13 protein-coding genes are annotated in these 18,236 nt (G+C 60.1%); 11 read left to right on the forward strand and 2 right to left on the reverse strand.

Annotated elements, in window-relative coordinates; all coding sequences use genetic code 11:
- Nucleotides 1-19: 19 nt before the first annotated feature.
- The 5 genes from AC1RN6_RS17930 (at nt 20) to AC1RN6_RS17950 (ending at nt 5,199) form a co-directional block, all read left to right on the forward strand.
- Nucleotides 20-685 carry an SAM-dependent methyltransferase gene (locus AC1RN6_RS17930; protein WP_493006801.1) on the forward strand — a complete coding sequence of 222 codons (666 nt, stop codon included), beginning with the start codon at nt 20-22 and terminating at the stop codon, nt 683-685.
- Complete coding sequence (locus tag AC1RN6_RS17935) at nt 682-1,344, forward strand: glycosyltransferase family 2 protein (RefSeq protein WP_493006802.1); 663 nt, start codon at nt 682-684, stop codon at nt 1,342-1,344. The genes AC1RN6_RS17930 and AC1RN6_RS17935 overlap by 4 nt, the downstream gene beginning before the upstream one ends.
- 119 nt (nt 1,345-1,463) lie before the next feature.
- The gene (ku, locus tag AC1RN6_RS17940; RefSeq protein WP_493006803.1) at nt 1,464-2,375 is read left to right on the forward strand and encodes a non-homologous end joining protein Ku; all 912 of its coding nucleotides are present in this window, start codon (nt 1,464-1,466) and stop codon (nt 2,373-2,375) included.
- Nucleotides 2,372-4,948, forward strand: a complete 2,577-nt coding sequence (gene ligD / locus AC1RN6_RS17945; RefSeq protein ID WP_493006804.1) for a DNA ligase D — start codon at nt 2,372-2,374, stop codon at nt 4,946-4,948. Before ku ends, ligD begins: the two co-directional genes overlap by 4 nt.
- Nucleotides 4,945-5,199 carry a hypothetical protein gene (locus AC1RN6_RS17950; RefSeq protein WP_493006805.1) on the forward strand — a complete coding sequence of 85 codons (255 nt, stop codon included), beginning with the start codon at nt 4,945-4,947 and terminating at the stop codon, nt 5,197-5,199. Before ligD ends, AC1RN6_RS17950 begins: the two co-directional genes overlap by 4 nt.
- A gap of 3 nt (nt 5,200-5,202) precedes the next feature.
- Here AC1RN6_RS17950 and AC1RN6_RS17955 read toward each other — a convergent pair whose 3' ends face one another.
- A complete protein-coding gene (locus AC1RN6_RS17955; protein WP_493006806.1) occupies nt 5,203-9,093 on the reverse strand; it encodes an ATP-binding protein in 3,891 nt (1,296 codons plus the stop codon).
- A 71-nt stretch (nt 9,094-9,164) separates the two neighbouring features.
- Here AC1RN6_RS17955 and AC1RN6_RS17960 point away from each other — a divergent pair, with 71 nt between their 5' ends.
- Entirely contained in the window at nt 9,165-9,392 is a 228-nt protein-coding gene (locus tag AC1RN6_RS17960) for a hypothetical protein (protein ID WP_493006807.1), read from the forward strand.
- A 12-nt stretch (nt 9,393-9,404) separates the two neighbouring features.
- Here the strand turns inward: AC1RN6_RS17960 and AC1RN6_RS17965 are convergent, their stop codons facing one another.
- Nucleotides 9,405-11,567, reverse strand: coding sequence for an EAL domain-containing protein (locus AC1RN6_RS17965; protein ID WP_493006808.1), 2,163 nt, complete (start codon nt 11,565-11,567; stop codon nt 9,405-9,407).
- A gap of 308 nt (nt 11,568-11,875) precedes the next feature.
- Here AC1RN6_RS17965 and AC1RN6_RS17970 point away from each other — a divergent pair, with 308 nt between their 5' ends.
- From AC1RN6_RS17970 to AC1RN6_RS17990, 5 genes are all read left to right on the forward strand, one after another.
- Entirely contained in the window at nt 11,876-12,841 is a 966-nt protein-coding gene (locus tag AC1RN6_RS17970) for a threo-3-hydroxy-L-aspartate ammonia-lyase (protein WP_493006809.1), read from the forward strand.
- 51 nt (nt 12,842-12,892) lie between these two features.
- A complete protein-coding gene (gene pip / locus AC1RN6_RS17975) occupies nt 12,893-13,870 on the forward strand; it encodes a prolyl aminopeptidase (protein ID WP_493006810.1) in 978 nt (325 codons plus the stop codon).
- A gap of 7 nt (nt 13,871-13,877) precedes the next feature.
- The gene (locus AC1RN6_RS17980; RefSeq protein WP_493006811.1) at nt 13,878-14,795 is read left to right on the forward strand and encodes a serine hydrolase domain-containing protein; all 918 of its coding nucleotides are present in this window, start codon (nt 13,878-13,880) and stop codon (nt 14,793-14,795) included.
- Nucleotides 14,796-14,872: 77 nt separating this feature from the next.
- A complete protein-coding gene (locus AC1RN6_RS17985) occupies nt 14,873-15,784 on the forward strand; it encodes an NAD-dependent epimerase/dehydratase family protein (protein ID WP_493006812.1) in 912 nt (303 codons plus the stop codon).
- 336 nt (nt 15,785-16,120) lie between these two features.
- Entirely contained in the window at nt 16,121-18,082 is a 1,962-nt protein-coding gene (locus AC1RN6_RS17990; RefSeq protein ID WP_493006813.1) for an autotransporter domain-containing protein, read from the forward strand.
- The last annotated feature ends 154 nt before the right edge of the window (nt 18,083-18,236 follow it).

The raw sequence follows: 18,236 nt of genomic DNA on the forward strand, positions 1-18,236 counted from the left end.
AAAGCCGGGGGGAGAAAGCATGGACGCGAAAGTCACTCACGCCACCGTAGCGAAGACAGCAACCAGCCGCGATTATTTTGATGCGCTCTATGACAAGAGCGATGATCCCTGGAGGATCGCCGGCAACTGGTACGAACAGCGCAAGCGCAGCCTGGTGATGGCAGTCTTGCCGCGGCAGCGTTTTCGTCACGCCTTTGAACCCGGTTGCGGCAGCGGTGAGCTGACGCTGGCGCTCGGCCGCCGCTGCGACCGCCTGCTTGCTGCAGATTTTTCGCCGGCTGCGGTGGAAATATCGCGCGAGCGCTGGACGCAAGCCGCCATGGTTCGCCGTACGAATTGCGCGGCGCGTTTTGCCTGCATGTCGGTTCCGCGCGAATGGCCGGAACGGCTTGGCGATTGTTTCGACCTCATCGTAATCAGTGAATTTGCCTACTATCTGGATCCGTCGGATTTGCAGCAGTTGCCGCAAATGGTCGATGCCTCGCTCGCACCGGAGGGCGTACTGGTGGCTTGTCACTGGAAGCGGCGGTTCGATCAGCGGCTGCACGCCACCGATGCGGTGCATGCCGGCTTTGATCGCCTGGACAACCTGCAACATGCGGGACGCTACGAGGATAGCGATTTTCTGCTGGATGTCTGGAGTCGGGAGACCCGGTCGGTGGCGCAACTCGAGGAGCTTGCATGATCGGCGTCGTCATTCCCGCCCACAACGAAGAGGACTATCTGCGCGCCTGCCTGCTGTCAGTACAGATGGCGGCGTTGCATCCGGGCCTCACGGAATCGGTTCGCATCGCTGTGGTGCTGGACGCCTGTACCGATCGATCCTGTGAAGTTGCGGCAGATTTCAAACTCGACGTGCTGCGCGTGGAGGCCTGCAATGTCGGTATGGCACGTGCTGCAGGAGCGGCTTTCCTGCTGGAAACCGGTGTGCGCTGGCTGGCATTCACCGATGCCGATACCGTCGTTTCGCACGCCTGGCTGGCGGCACAGCTGGCGCAGGGCAGCGACGCCGTATGCGGCACGGTATCGGTCGATGACTGGACGCCGCACGGCGAGCAGCAGACGGCGTTGCGCAGGCATTTTTCCGATACCTATTGCGACCGTGACGAGCATCGCCACATTCATGGCGCCAATCTGGGCGTCTCGGCATCGGCCTATTGCAAGGCCGGCGGTTTTCCGCCGCTGCCGTGCGGGGAGGATGTCGCCCTGGTGCAGGCGCTGGTCGCATGCGGTGCCCGCATCGCCTGGAGCGCCGCTCCGCGCGTCACAACCAGCAGCCGCATCGCCAGCCACGCGCGCGGCGGTTTCGGCGATACGTTGCACGCCGTGGCGCTGAGGCTGTAGCTGCCGCCATACCGGCAGGCCGTCGCCATACGTCTTACAGCAACATCAGCCGATGGCCGACTGAAGCTTCAGCGTTGCTGCGCGATACTTTCTTCCATGTCATGAAAGGATGGCCCATCATGCGACGAGCCTTGTGGAAGGGAGCGATCAGTTTCGGGCTGATCAACATTCCGGTGGAACTGTTCACCGCCGAGAAGTCCGATGAACTCGACTTCACCATGCTGGACAAGCGCGATCTGTCGCCTGTCGGCTATAAGCGCATCAGCAAGAAAACCGGCAAGGAAGTGGTCTGGGACAACATCGTCAAAGGCTATGAATACGAAGACGGCAAATACGTCCTGCTGTCGGATGAAGACTTGCGTCGCGCCAACGTTGACGCCACCCAGAGCATCGATATCGAATCCTTTGTCGACGCCGTCCAGATTCCCATCACTTATTACGAGCAACCGTATTACCTGGTCCCGCTCAAGAGCGGCGCCAAGGCTTACGCCTTGCTACGCGAAACCTTGCGTAAAAGCGGCAAGGTCGCGCTGGCGCGCATCGTCATTCGCACGCGTCAGCACCTCGCTGCGCTGACGCCTTACGACGACATCATCAATTTGATTACCTTGCGCTATCCCGCCGAGTTGCGCGCACCGGAAGATCTGCCGGTGCCGGAAGGCAATGCAAAGAAAGCGGGATTGACGGCCAAAGAAGTGGAGATGGCGAGGTCGCTGGTCGACAGCATGTCCGGCGACTGGGATCCGGAGTCGTTGCACGACACGTATCGCGATGACGTCATGGCGCTGATCAACAAGAAAATCAAGAGCCGCCAGACCCACGAGATCGCCGAGCCGGATGCCGCAGAAGACACGAAACCGCGCAGCAGTGCCAAGGTGATCGACCTGATGGCCTTGCTTAAGCAGAGCATCGACAAGAAGGACGGCGGCAAGCCCGGCGCCGCCACGGCAGCCCGACGCAAAGCAGCCGGCCATGGCAAGGCAAGCACGGCGACCAAGGCAAGCAAAGCAACGGCGAGGGCGCGGGCATGAGTCTCGCCCGTTACCGCACTAAACGAAACTTCGACATCACGCCGGAGCCGCCGCCGATCGGACGCAAATCGGGCAAGGCGCTGGGATTTTTCATCCAGCGCCATCACGCACGGGCCTTGCACTACGACTTCCGGCTTGAGCTGGACGGCGTGTTGAAGAGCTGGGCCGTGCCCAAAGGACCGAGTCTGGATCCGCACGACAAGCGCCTCGCGGTGCGGGTGGAGGATCATCCCTACGACTACGGGACTTTTGAGGGAACGATTCCCGCGCATCAATACGGCGCCGGCGAAGTGGTTCTGTGGGATCGCGGCGAATGGCTGCCGCTGGGCGATGCAGCGGCGGGACTCAGGAAAGGGCGGCTAGAATTCGAATTGCGCGGCGCCAAGCTCAACGGCCGATGGGTTCTGGTACGCATGGGCAAAGCCGATCCCGACAAGGAAAACTGGCTCCTGATCAAGGAAACTGACGAGGAGGCACGCGAAGGCAAGGCGGCGCGCATCACCGAATTGCGGCCCGAGAGCGTGAAAGTCTCAGGCGGCGCCAGGACGAACAAGCCTGGGACCGCTTCCGCCGCCGGCAGGAAAACGGCAAGCTCACCAAAGCGCCCCGACGCCATGCCCGCCATGGTGGATGCACAACTGGCGACGTTGGCCGAACACGCGCCGGAGGGCGACGAGTGGCTCAGCGAAATGAAATTCGACGGTTATCGCGCCCTGTGCCGCATCGAGAACGGCAAAGCCGGTATCTTTACGCGCGAGCATCTCGACTGGAGCAAGCGCTGGCCGCAGCTGGTCAAGGCGCTGGCGGCGTTGCCGGCAGAGTCCGCCTGGATCGATGGCGAGGTGGTGGCTGTGCTCGACGACGGCACGATCAGCTTCGAAGCATTGCAAGATCAGGCCAATGACGAAGACGTACATCTCTTGCTGTACGCCTTCGACCTGCTTTACCTGAACGGCCGCGACCTGCGCGACACACCGCTCATCGAGCGCAAGCAGCTGTTGCGCGCGCTGGTGCCGGAAGCCGGCGACGAGCATGCCGGCGGCTTGATCCGATTCAGCGAACATGTAGTCGGCAACGCCGATGAGGTTTACCGGCATGCCTGCATGCACGGCGTGGAGGGCACTGTGGTCAAGCGCGCCGATGCCGTCTATTCCGGCCGGCGCGACCGCAACTGGCTCAAGCTCAAATGTACGCAGCGGCAGGAGTTCGTTATCGCCGGCTACACCGATCCGGCAGGCAGCAGGGCCGGATTCGGCGCGCTGCTGATGGGCGTCTACGACGGCAAGAACGGCAGCCTGCGTTATGCCGGCCGGGTCGGGACGGGATTTGACGATCGGCAGCTGGTTTCGCTGCTGAAGAAGTTCAAGCCGCTGCTGCGGGATCAACCGGCCTTCACCAATCCCCCGCGCGGCAGCCTGGCGCGTGGCGTGCATTGGCTGGAGCCCCGGCTGGTGGCGGAAGTAAAGTTCGCGCAATGGACCAGAGCCGGCATTTTGCGGCATGGCGCTTTTGTCGCTTTGCGCGAGGACAAGAAGGCGAGCGGCATCGTGCGGGAACAGCCGCTTCACAAACCGGCGGAAAAATCTTCGGCGACATCCCGCTGCAGTCCTCATCGCAACAGCGACGCTGCTGGCAGCGTCGCCGGCATTCAATTGACGCATCCCGACAAGATATTGTTCGCCGATTCCGATCTGCGCAAGCGTGACCTTGCGCAATACTATGCCGACATCGCCGGCTGGATCCTGCCGCATCTTCAGCAGCGGCCGCTGACGATGGTGCGTTGCCCGGACGGGCGTGCGGGCAAGTGTTTCTTCCAGCGTCATCTGGGCGCCGGCATGCCGGCAACGATTGAAAAAATCGTCGTACCGGAAGGCGAGGGAAGCGCCGACTACATGATGATCAATGACCTTCCGGCATTGGTGTCCACGGTGCAGATGGGCGTGCTGGAGTTGCATACCTGGGGCGCTTCGAAGGGCAAGCTGACGAAACCGGATCGCATCATCTTCGATCTCGATCCTGCGCCCGATGTGGCGTGGAAGCAGGTCGTGGACGGCGCCAATTTGTTGCACGGCCTGCTGCAAGAGGTAGGTCTGGAATGCTTCCTCAAAACCTCCGGCGGCAAAGGATTGCATGTTGTCGTGCCGATCGCCGCCGAGCATGACTGGGATACCGTCAAGCAATGGAGCAGGGAAGTCGCCGAACACATGGCGCAAGTGCTGCCCGATCATTTCACCGCGAAGATGGCGAAGACTGCCCGCACCGGAAAAATTTTCATCGACTACCTGCGCAACGCGGCGGGCGCGACGGCGGTAGCGGCCTATTCGCCGCGCGCTCGCCCGCATGCGCCGGTGTCGACGCCGCTGGAATGGGATGAATTGTCGCCGCGTATTCATGCCGACAGTTTTACCGTCAGCAATATCGGCGACCGCCTCACGGCATTGAAACGCGATCCCTGGCGCGACTACGCGGCAGTGGGAAAACGCCAGCGCCTGAGCAAGAAGCTGCTCGGTCTGTTTTCATCTTCCGTGCCACGCGCAGCATCGGCCTCATCAACCAGAAAGGACCCGGCATGACCATACCTATCGATGTACCCGGCGGTGAATACCTGCCCGAACTAAACAGCCCGTCCATGCAGGCCGGCGTCGAGAAACTGGGGCCGTCCCAGTATCGTGGCGTAGTGTTGATCAATGGCGGGCAGCAGCCCAGCCACGTCTGCAGTGAAATGCGCGCCACCAAGACGGCGGCTATCGGCGACGCCGAGGAATTTATTTCACTGCGGGCTGTAAGCCTGGAGAGTGAACGCCACAAGCAGCGTCACGACTAAATCTCAGCCTGCGCTGCCGTTCTCGCCGACGCCACCCGCATTCGCGGCGGCGGCTGCCAGCATCGCCGCTGGCACTTGCGGGTCGGTCGGACGCGTCGCGAGCGTGGTGCGGATCAACTCTTCCACGACATCGATGTCGACCGGCTTGACCAGATGGTGGTCGAATCCGGCATTGGCCGAGCGCAGGCGATCGCTGGCCTGGCCGTAGCCGGTCAGTGCGATCAGGCCGATGCCTTGCAACTGCGGCAGGGCGCGCAGGTGAGCGGCGACTTCATAACCGTCCATGATGGGCAGGCCGATATCCAGCAAGGCGATGCGCGGCGTGAAATGTTTGACGAGATCCAGTGCGGACGGGCCATCGTAGGCGACGCGGACATCGTGTCCTTGCATGGCCAGCAATTCGGCGAGGATTTGGGCGGCGTCCTGATTATCGTCGACCACCAGAATGGCGCAGCCTTCCGGAGCAGGCGCGAGGTCGATGGCATCTTCCGCCGGCAATGGCAGCAATACCGGTGAAGCCTCGCTCATGACCGCCGGCAGCTTGATGGTGAACACGCTGCCCATGCCTGCGCCCGCGCTGTGCACGTGCACCGATCCGCCATGCAGCTCGGTCAGGCTGCGCACGATGGCCAGCCCCAATCCCAGACCGCCGCCGGCGCGGTCGATCGCCTGCGTCTCCTGGGCAAACATTTCAAAGACGTGCGGCAACATTTCGGCCTTGATGCCAATGCCGTTGTCGCGCACATCAATTACTACCTGGCTGTTGTCCAGCGTGGCGTCAATGCGGATATGGCCGCGATTCTCGGTGTACTTGCCGGCGTTGGTCAGCAGGTTGGCGAGCACCTGTGTCAGCCGTTCCGGATCGGCATGCACCAGCAGGCCTTGCGACGGCACGTTGATGCTCAGCCGATGATGACGTTCTTCCAGCAGCGGGCTGGCGGTTTCGATTGCCTTGGCGATGACGTCGGCAATTTCTATTTTTTTCTTTTGCAAATTGATTTTTCCCTGCGCTACGCGCGATACATCCAATAAATCATCGACTAGCCGCACCAGATGGCGGGCCTGGCGTTCGATGACGCTGCATTCTTTCTCCACGCCGCCACCGCCGCGCAAGCGCATCAGATGCACTGCGGTCAGAATCGGCGTGAGCGGATTTCTCAATTCATGGCCCAGCATGGCCAGGAATTCGTCCTTGGTGCGATTGGCGACTTCCGCAGCCTGGCGCGCCCGGGTCAGTTCGGTCACTTCGAACGCCACGACGGCGATGCCTTCGATGCTGCCGTCAGGCTTGAGCATCGGCTGGTAGACGAAATCGAAAAAGCGCTCTTCGGGCACACTGGTGCCGCCGCGCCGCAGATTGACGCCGAGCGAGCGGCCGATGTACGGTTCGGCGTGGCGATAAACGTTGTCGAGCAGGCCGAGCACGCTCTGGCCTTCCAGCTCCGGCAGCGATTCGCGGATGCTCTTGCCGATGATGGGACGGTTGCCGATCAGCTCCATGTAGGGAGCATTGGCCAGTTCGAAAACGTGATTCGGACCGCGGGTGATGGCGATGGCTACCGGCGCCTGGGCAAAGATTGTGCTCATGCGGTCGGCGTGGCGCTTTTCCATGGCGCGGATCTGCGAGCGCAGCAGCATCGATTCAATACGGGCAATCAGTTCACGGCTGGAAAAAGGCTTGACCAGATAGTCGTCGGCGCCGGCGGCCAGGCCTTCAAGACGGGCTTCTTCACCGGCACGCGCCGACAGCAGGATGAAGGGGATATTGCGGGTGGCGTCATCGGCACGCAATTTGGCCAGCAGGCCGAAACCATCAAGCTGCGGCATCATCACGTCGGACAGAATCAGGTCATGCGGATAGGCGCGTGCGGCGGCCAGCGCGTCGACGCCGTTGGCGACGGTTTCGACCTCCCAGTGCGGTTGCAGCAGATTGCTCAGATAGTCGCGCATGTCGGCGTTATCGTCCGCCACCAGAATGCGCGCGCCCAGGCACAACATGGGGTCGCGCGTCGCGGATGCACTTTGCGGCAGCTGTCGCGCCTCTTCAATTTCGGCGCGGTTGACGGCAATCCAGCGATCGGCTTCGGCCGCGTAAGCACCTGCCAGCGGGCTGAGGGCGGAATTGACCGTCTCTTTGCTATCGATGACGCGGTCGGCGGGCAGGTGCCCCCGCCCGGTTGGAATGGTCAATCGGAATGCAGAGCCGAACTGCGGCGTGCTGTCGACTTCAATCGTGCCGCCTTGCAAGCTCACCAGGTCGCGCACCAGCGCCAGACCAATGCCGGATCCTTCGTGCGTGCGCGCCTGCGCGCCTTCGACGCGGTGGAAGCGTTTGAATACCAGCGGCAATTGGTCTTTGGCGATGCCGACGCCGGTGTCGGTGACGGACAGCGCAACATGGTCGCCGTGACCGCTGAGCTTGAGGGTGATCTTCCCGTCAAGCGTGAACTTGAAGGCATTGGAAAGCAGGTTGAGAACGATCTTTTCCCACATCGTGACGTCGACGTAGGTTTCTTCTTCCAGCCGGGGGCAATCGACTTCAAAAATCAGGCCCGCGCCTTCGATGGTCGAACGGAAGCTGCTCGCCAGATCCGAGGTGAACGCCGCCAGGTCAATCCTGACATACGATGCGTCGGCACGTCCGGCCTGGATGCGGGAAAAGTCGAGCAGGGCGTTGACCAGTTTCTGCAGACGCTGGGTATTCCGGCGCAGCATGCCGGCACGCTGTTGCTGTACCGGCGCCAGTTGATGTTCCTGATCACCCAGCATGTCGTCGAGCGGTCCCATCATCAGTGTCAGCGGAGTGCGGAATTCGTGGCTGACATTACTGAAAAATGCGGTCTTGGCCTGATCCAGTTCCGCCAGCAGATCGGCGCGCTGTTTCTCCGCCTCAGCGGTGCGTGCCTGTTGAATGGCGGCAGCGATCTGCCCGGCCAGGAGATCGAAGAAAGTCTGATAATCCTCATCCAACGGCCGCGTCGGATTGATACCGAAGATCAACACGCCCATAGGACGTTCCTGGCCCGGCGAAGCGAGCGGCAACATGATGGCGTCGCGGATGCGTTGATCCGCCAACCCTAACGGCAGCGTGTCGATATGACGTACGTCCACCAGTTCCTTGGTGACGCCGGACAGCACGCGCGCTACCGGCCAGAGCTGTCCCGGATCATCCGCATCGAGCGCGATCGTGTCCGGTGCAATGCCATTGAGCGGCATCAGGTGGACGGTCTGTTCCAGCACGGCCTGGCGCTGGCTGCAATCCGTCAGATAGAGCAGGGCAAAAGGGATGTCGTCGGGATTCTTCGCCAGAATAGCTGCCGCCGTGGCGGCAGCCGCGCTGGCCGTGCGCTCCATCAGGGCGCCGGAAGCAAGCTCGGACAGGGTGCGCAGGCGACGGGCGTTGAGATGCTTGTCGGTCATCTCGGCGTTCGGACAGAACAAGCCGCCGACTTCTCCGGACTCGTCGCGGATCGGCGAATAGGAGAAAGAAAAATAGTTCTCTTCCGGCCCGCTTTCGCGGCTCATGAACAGACGTACATCATCGACGAAGGTCGCTTCGCCTTTCTGAAACACCTTGTCTGCGAGAGGTCCGCAGATATCCCAGATCTCCGCCCAGACTTCGGCAGCCGGCCGTCCCAGCGCCCATGGGTGCTTGGCCTGGCTAAGTACGTCGATATAGGCGTCGTTGTAGAGAAAGGTAATCTTGTCGCCCCAGCCCAGCCACATCGGCTGACGCGAATTGAGCATCAGGCTGACGGCGGTCTTGAGGCTTTGCGGCCATTGGGTGATCGGTCCCAGCGGCGAGGTCGACCAATCGTGTTCGAAAATCAGCTGGCCAAGCGTTCCCGTACCTTTAAGAAAACCGTATTGAGCCGATGCCGGATCGAGATTCATGGGCAGCCTCTGCATTCACTGGGATGAATCATATTATTAGATTGTGGAGAGTGAATCCTCAGGATGACTCAGTGAGCAAACGTAATACTGAAATGACGGCGAAACGCCACGCCTGCTATCTTACGAAGGAATCAGGAAAAAGTACTGTCCCACTCCTGCGCCGCAGGCTTTCTTACCTGGGAATGAGTGTTTGTCCTACAAATAAAATTGCATTTTTGGCAACTGCTCGGCAACAAAAAACGGGCGCTCCCGGAAATCCAACACCCCGGGAAACGCCCGCAATAATGACCGGTAAATAATGATCGCCTGAATCAGATCCAATCCGGATTGAGATTCCACGCCGCCAGCCACTGGCGCAGCTTCGGTCCCGGCATCGGACGGGAAATCCCGTAGCCCTGCGCCAGCTCGCAGCCGAGTTCCATGAGCTTCTTGCCGTGGGCTTCGCTCTCCACGCCTTCGGCGATGACCTTGCGCTGGAATGCCGTCGCCAGACCGATCACGCCGCACACGATGGCGAGGTCCTCATGGTCGTTCAGCATGTCGCGCACGAAGCTCTGATCGATCTTGAGTGTCTTGGCCGGCAGACGCTTGAGGTAAGTCAGCGACGAGTAACCGGTGCCAAAATCATCGATGGAAAACTGCACGCCCAGACTGCGGCAGGCCTGCATGACGCGCGAGACGGCTTCGATGTCCTGCATGGCGCTGGTTTCCAGCACTTCCAGTTCAAGGTCGGACGGGTCGAGTTCAGGATAGCGGGACAGCATGTTGCCAAGGATGGTCGGGAATAATTCATCCTGCAACTGGTTCGGCGCCAGATTGACGCTGACCGGCATGCGGATACCCTGGCCGCGCCAGGTTTCCATCTGCGCCAGCGCACGGCTGATGACCCAGAGGCCCAGTTCTTCGTTGATCGAATGTCCGTCAATCAGCGGCAGGAAAGCCGATGGCGACAGCAGGCCGCGGTCAGGATGCTGCCAGCGGATCAACGCTTCGACACCGACCACTTCGTTGGTTTTCATATTGATCTTCGGCTGGTAATGCAGCAGCAGCTCGTTGCGTTCCAGCGCTTCGCTCAGGCGGCGCACGTAGACATGGCGGCTCTTGCCTTCGGCTTCGCGGAAGGCGTCGAAAATGTGAAAACGGTTCTTGCCGGATTGCTTGGCCTCGTACATCGCCAGATCGGCATGCCGCATCAACTGGTCTTCATCGGCGTCGTCATGCGGGTAGGTGGTCACGCCGATGCTGGCGGTGACTTCCAGGCGTTTGCCGTCAATCATCACCGGTTCGGCGCAGGCGCACAGGATACGGCCGACGATGCGTTTGAGTTTTTCTGCGTTGTTGACGTCCATCAGTACGGCAACGAATTCATCGCCGCCGATGCGCGCCAGTGTGTCCGCCTCGCGCAGGCTGCCGGCCATGCGGCGGGACAGGGCGATCAGCAATGCGTCGCCGACGTCGTGGCCGTGGGTGTCGTTGATTTGCTTGAATCCATCGAGATCCAGATAAAGCACCGCCAGCTGCTGGCCGCCGCGTTTGCACAGAGCCATGGCCTGACGCAGACGGTCGGTCAGCAACAGGCGGTTGGGCAAGTCGGTCAGGCCGTCGTAATGGGCGATGTGTTCGAGCTTTTCCTGATGGCGGCGCAGCGGCGTGATGTCGCGTGCGATTTTCGAGGCGCCGACCACGTTGCCGTGGCGGTCGCGGATCGGCGAGATTGTCACCGACACATGTATCTGTTTGCCATCCTTGCGGATGCGGATGGTTTCGAAATGGTCGACCTTTTCGCCGGCCAGGATCTTGCCGAGGATAAAAGTTTCTTCCTGAACGCGTTCCTCAGGGAACAGGCGCAGCATCGATTCGCCGATCATTTCCGCTTCGGTGTAGCCGAACATGGTCTGCGCCGCATTGTTCCAGCTGCTGATCTTGCCGTTGATGTCTTTGGTGATGATGGCGTCGTCGGATGAACTCACCAGCGCGCGGAATTGTTCTGCGGCGCTTTCCAGTTCGACCTGGGCGGTGATGTCGCGGGCGATCTTGGAGGCGCCGACGATATTGCCTTCGCTGTCGCGTACCGGTGAGATCGAGACCGATAGGCGAATCGGCTTGCCGCTCTTGTGGATGCGTACGGTTTCAAAATGGGAGACGCGTTCACCCGCGAGGATCTTTTCGAGGATGTAATACTCCTCGTCCTGGCGCTCGATGGGAAACAGCCGCAGCATCGGCTGGCCGATCATTTCTTTTTCGGTATAGCCGAAGATGGCCTCGGCGCCGGGGTTCCAACTGGTGATGATACCGGTCAGCGTCTTGCTGATGATGGCATCGTCGGAAGACTTGACGATGGCTTCGAAGCGGTCGTCGGACACGGTGGCGGTTACCAGCTGCAGCGGTGCAACACGCTGCTTGGGCGGCCGCCGATGCTGCATGCCGCCGAAAGTGCGGGCCGCGGATACGCGTTCACATAAGTTGGTTTTCATGGATTGCTATCCTTTGCATGCAGTCGGGTGGGGGAGCGACGACGATAAAGACGTCTCGGCGCCGGCACTTCCTCATTGCAGCTCAGCGTTAAATCGCTATATCGCCGCATCGGCGCCGGTCGGTGCCATGAAGAAATAATACGTCGCGCTGCGGTGCGTTTGTATCGGGGATTTCCTGAAGGAATCAAGGTGCCGCCGGAGTGCAGCTGCACCTGCATGGGGAAAATAATCTACTATCTGTAGTGCAACTATCCTTGGATAGTAAGGAATCAGCAACGCAACTACAGGGCAACTACAACGGAGAATCCATGCTCACGCTTCCCGACTACAGCGACGTTGTCGCCGCGGCAAAACGTATCGAAGGGCACGCTCACAAGACACCGGTGCGGACTTCGCGCACCGCCAATGAGGAGATCGGTGCAGAAATCTTCTTCAAATGTGAAAACTATCAGCGCATGGGTGCCTTCAAGTTTCGCGGCGCGATGAATGCGCTGGCGCGCTTCACGCCCGAGCAGCACGCCGACGGAGTTGTCACTTTCTCATCGGGCAACCATGCCCAGGCCATCGCGCTGGCGGCCAAGGTGCTCGGCATGCCCGCCACCATCGTCATGCCGGAAGATGCACCGGAAGCCAAAGTTGCTGCCACCAAAGGGTATGGCGGCATGGTGGTGCGCTTTAACCGCTACACCGAAAATCGCGAAGAGATCTGCGCCAGCCTGGCGGAAAAGCACGGTCTCACCATGATCCCGCCCTACGATCACCCGGACGTGATCAGCGGGCAGGGCACCGCCGTCAAGGAATTGCTGGAAGAAACCGGCCCGCTGGACGCCTTGTTCGTCTGCCTCGGCGGCGGCGGCTTGTTGTCCGGCTCGCTGCTGTCGGCCAAGGCGCTCGCGCCGGATTGCAAAACCTACGGCGTCGAGCCGGAAGCCGGTAATGACGCCCAGCAATCGCTGCGCGCCGGCAAGATCATCCACATCGACACGCCGCGCACCATCGCCGACGGTGCCCAGACCCAGCATCTCGGGCATTACACCTTCGAGATCATTAAGCGCGGCGTGGAAGACATCCTCACCGTCACCGACGATGAACTGATCGCCTGCATGCGTTTTTATGCCGAACGCATGAAGATGATCGTCGAGCCGACAGGTTGCCTGAGCTACGCCGCCGTGCGCAAGATGAAAGATCAGCTCAAGGGCAAACGTGTCGGCGTTGTCGTCAGCGGCGGCAATGTCGATCTGGCTAAACTGGCCGGCTATTTTGCCGACGCATGAAATTACCCTGCAAAAACGTAGTGCAAGTATGAAACATAAGGAAACGCATCAATGACAAGTCCGACCACAACCGTTCCTCCGACACTGCGCAAGCTCTATCCGCCGGTCAACCCGTATGACAGCGGCATGCTGGATGTCGGCGACGGCCATCAGGTGTATTGGGAGGTCTGCGGCAATCCCGGGGGCAAGCCGGTGGTGTTCCTGCATGGCGGCCCGGGCGGCGGCTGCGGCCCCTCGCACCGTCAATTGTTCAATCCGGAGAAGTACCGCATCGTCCTGTTCGACCAGCGCGGTTGCGGCCGCTCGTTACCGCATGCCAATCTCGAGGCCAACACCACCTGGGATCTGGTGGCCGACATCGAACGCCTGCGCGTCATGCTCGGCATCGACAAATGGCAAGTCTTCGGCGGATCGTGGGGCAGCACGCTGGCCATCGCCTACGCCGAAACGCATCCCGAACGCGTCACCGAAATCATCTTGCGCGGCATCTTCCTGCTGCGTCAGCGCGAGCTCGACTGGTACTACCAGGAAGGCGCATCGTGGCTGAGTCCCGATCGCTGGGAAGAATTCCTCGCGCCGATTCCGGAGGCTGAACGCGGCGACCTCATGAGCGCCTATCACAAGCGCCTGACCGGCAGCGATGAGGCCGCCCAGCTCGAAGCGGCGCGCGCCTGGAGCCAATGGGAGGCGAGCACCATCACCTTGCTGCCCAACCAGGGCATGATCAACCAGTTCGGCGACGCGCATTTTGCCTTGGCCTTTGCGCGCATCGAGAACCACTATTTTGTGCACAAAGGCTTCATGGAAGAAGGGCAGTTGCTGGCTAACGTCGGACGCCTGAAAGCCATCCCCGGCGTCATCGTGCAAGGACGCTACGATCTCGCCACTCCGGCAAGATCGGCCTGGGAATTGCACAAGGCCTGGCCGAATGCGCAATTTCATCTGGTAGAGGCGGCGGGCCATGCTTATAACGAGCCGGGCATACTCGACAAGCTGATCGCTGCGACCGACTCCTTTGCAGACCGCTAGGCATCGCATGGCGCCATCGGCAAATGCCAGCGACGCCACTGCATCCGATGTAGTCACAGCGGTCGTCGCCCATGGCGATGTGCTTGTCGGCTCGCTGCAGTCGCGTCCGGTGTTGTGGTGGAGTTTCACCAAGACCGTCCTCGCCGCTGCGGCATTGGTGCTGGTGCGCGACGGCAGACTGGCCTTGGATGTCGCCGTGAAGGACAAGGCCTACACACTGCGACAATTGCTCTGCCATACCGCCGGCGTACCCAGCTATTCCGACCTGAAGGAATATGCAGACGCAGTCGGTCGCAATGACTTGCCGTGGTCGGCCGACGAGATGCTGGAGCGCGTACAGAGCGGCAAACTGGCGTTCGCGCCGGGTGAAGGCTGGCGTTACTCCAACACCGGCTATCTGCTGGTTCGCCGAATGATAGAGGCTGCCGTCGGTGAGGATCTTCAAGAGTCGCTGAGAAAACTGGTGCTGTCGCCGTTGGATATCGAGGGCGTATCCGTCGCCAGTCTTCCGGAGGATCTCGACGAGACGGAATGGGGCAATCCCGGCAGATATCATCCGGGATGGGTCTATCATGGCCTGCTGAGCGGATCGCCGGCGTCGGCGGCCTTGTTACTGGACAAGCTGCTGACAGGCGATTTCTTGCCTGCATCATTGCTGGCGGAAATGACCAGGATGATTCCCCTGGGCGAACAATTGCCTGGGCGGCCCGGTTCGGACTTCGGTTACGGTATGGGATTGATGATCGCCCGCGGCGGACCCGCAGGCGCATCGCTGGGGCATACGGGAGCAGGGCCGCTGAGTGTCGCGGCGATATATCGCTTTCCTGAACCCGGATGCACGGTCGCCAGCTTCGCACCAGTCCGGGACCAGGCCGCCGCGGAATGGGTTGCACATCATGCGGCTGCCGAGCGCAACGCGCGCTGAAATTGATCGCTATTGTCCACCTGCAATCTGTCAGCCATCAACGATAAACCACAAACAAGATCGTACACGGAGAAACAATGAACATCTTCATCACCGGCGCCAGCGGTTACATCGGCGGCTCGATTGCCCTGCATCTGATGAAATCCGGCCACCATATCCGGGGCCTGGTACGCGATGCGGCAAAAGCAGAGCGCTTGCGCGAACTTGGAATCGAGCCAGTTCTCGGCAATCTCGACGACAACGAACTGTTGATCAGCGAAGCCCGCAAGGCCGATGCCGTCATCAACTGCGCTAGCAGCGATCACCGTCCAGCCATTGAAGCACTGCTGAATGGACTCGCAGGCAGCGGCAAAGCTTTGCTGCACACCAGCGGATCAAGCACTGTCGGCGATGCCGTCGCCGGCCAAACACTGAGCGACAATATCTTCGACGAAGACACGCCGCTAATCGTCGCCGAGGGCAAACAAGCCCGCTACGAGCTCGACCGCCGCATCATTGATGCCGGCAACACCATGGACATCCGCACGGTCATCATTTGCAACACGCTGATCTACGGCACCGGCAAAGGCCTGCACCCGGACAGCGTACAAATTCCTGCCCTGGTGGACCATGCACGCGCCTGCGGAACTGTCCAGATCGTCGGACCCGGCCTCAACCGCTGGGCGACGGTGTACATCGACGATGTCTGCGCGCTGTATCAACTGGCCTTGGAAAAAGCACCGGCAGGATCTTTCTATTTTGCAGAAAATGGCGAAGCATCCCTGGCGGATATTGCCAAAGCAATCAGCAAACGTCTTGGCATCGCCAAAATCGAAAGTCTGACCGAAGAAGAGGCCATCGCCATCTGGGGACTCGGACGTGCACGCTATTCTCTCGGCTCCAACAGCCGCATTCGCGCCGTTCGCGCAAGGAAGGAATTAGGCTGGCAGCCGATACACACCTCCGCGATTACCTGGATTGAGCAAGAAATGGATGCTGAAAAACGCTGAGAATGTCTCTTTTTCGCGGTAAATTCTTTCCCTGTGCCGACGTGCTTTGATCTTTGTCCCTTCCGGCGCATACTGAGTAAGCGTGTGCGCAGAGGGCGCGTCTTCTTTTGACCCTTTCTCTTCGCCTGGACTGAGCGATGCCGGATGTGATTCGGTATCGCGTCCTTCTTGATCAGAAGAATAATTAATCAATTTCTATAAAAAATAGCGCAATAAAACATCAAGAGTATTGAGAGGGGGGGAAGTGCGATGCCTTTGCCTGTTTCTTTCAAGAAAAAGATCCTTGCGTCAAGATGCATGTTTAAGCCGAGGCTTTTGGTACGCTTGATGTGCGGCATGCTCCTGTCCAATTGGGTCGTAATTGCGCATGCCAGCGACTTCACTGATGTAGGTGTATTTCCAGGGCAATTTCAATCCGCCGCCTATGCCATCAATGCCGCCGGGGACGTTGTCGTCGGTGTTGCCGATCTTGGCGCCTATCGCTGGACACGAGCGACAGGACTGGTCGATCTCGGAGGCTTAAATGGTGGAACCGGCGGGAATGCCTTTGGCATCAATGCCTCAGGAGACGTCATTGTAGGTCAGGCCACCGATGGTATTTCGTTTCAGACGGAAGCCTTTCGCTGGACGCAACTAACGGGGATGGTCGGCATCGGCTATCTTGCCGGCGACGATTTTTCATCTGCGCAAGGCGTCAATGCTGCAGGTGATGTCGTGGCGGGATATTCCAGCAACACGGGCTTAGGGACGACGCGCGCTTTCCGCTGGACACTGCTGACCGGTATAGTTGACTTGGGCACCATCAATGGCGGCATCTATGCCAAAGCCTATGGCGTGAACGCTGCAGGCGACGTGGTTGTCGGAGAGGCGGAGGACGGCGCGGTTGCAGGGACGCCAATGCGCGCCTTTCGCTGGACTCAAGCCACCGGCATGGTGAGTCTGGGCGTACTCGGCGGCGGCACCGTATCCACTGCTACGGCCGTCAATGCCGGGGGCAATGTCATCGTGGGATGGGGCAGCATTGCCGGGGGAAATAACCGCGCGTTTCGCTGGACCCAGGCAACAGGCCTGGTGAATCTCGGTACGCTCAATGGCGGAAACGACTCCATTGCGTACGGTGTCAACGCAGCCGGAGATGTGGTTGTTGGCTACGCGGCTGATGGAAACACCGGCATGGCCATTCGTGCGTTTCGCTGGACGCAGGCGACAGGCCTGCAAAGCATCGAACAATGGCTGGCGTCGAATGGTGTGAATGTGACAGGAGTTGATACGGCACAAGCCAACGGTGTCAACGCAGCAGGAAACATCGTTGTCGGCGAATTGAGAAACGGTCATGGTTTCGTCGCCCGAGTTTCTTCCATCGGCAGCGGCCTGATTGACGTTTCCGATTTTAACCAGACGGTGAGCGGCACCGTCTTCTCGCAATCCCGCATTACCGATTTTACGCTGAACAATCTGCAGGGTTGCCGCGACAGCATGTCGCTGGCGGTGGGGAAAAATTGCTCCTGGGTCAGCGGCGACTGGGGCCGTTTGAGCCATCGCGGCGACAATGGCCACGTTGGCGCAGGCGAAGTCGGTATGTCGTACCGGCTCACAGAGAATGTCGAACTGCGGGCGTCGATCGGCCAGGTTTATACCCGCAATGACATGCTTTATGGCGGCAAGACCTCGCTCAACAACACTTTCATTGCCCCAAGCATCGCTTACCGAATGCCTGACAACAAACTGCAAGTACGTCTCACCGCTTACTACGACAACGGCCGGGCCGATGTCGCCCGTGGTTATCTCAACGCAGGTACGCCGGTAATTTCGCGTGGCGACGCCAGCACTTCCTCGCTCGCGGTCAACCTGCGCGTCGACTGGGTGGACGCAACGATTGCCGGCCCCGTAGCACTGACGCCTTATACCAGCCTGACCTGGGCTAAAAGCAAGATCGGTGCTTACACCGAAAGCGGCGGCGGCTTTCCCGTGCAATGGAATGCCCGTACCGAAACCACCCGGGTCGCCCGCCTGGGCATGCATACGGTCCTCAATATCAACGAAAATGCGAACGCCACTGCGCGTCTGGAATATGCACATCGCCTCCATTCCGCCGGCAACTCCGCCAGCGGCAATATCATCGGATTGAACGGCTTCAGTCTGGACAGCCAGACCTTTCAGAAAAACTGGTTGCGCGCCAGCTTGGGTGGCGAATACAAAATCAGTAAAGCCTCCACGCTCGTCGCCTCGGTCAATAGCACCACGCAATCGGATTCGCCGGGCGTCTGGCTCAACATGTCGTATCAGAAGAAATTCTGATGACGAGATCTTTGCCTTTCCCGCAAGTCATGCGGGCCGATTGATCGGATTGCCGGGCAGAGATTGAGCGAGTCCGCAAATTTCTTCAATCGATCAGGCGTATGCATCATCAGCCGAAAGCGAAGCTCCCTGTTCAGCAACACAATATCCCACA

It is taken from the genome of Herbaspirillum sp. GW822-FHT03A08 (assembly GCF_058801885.1).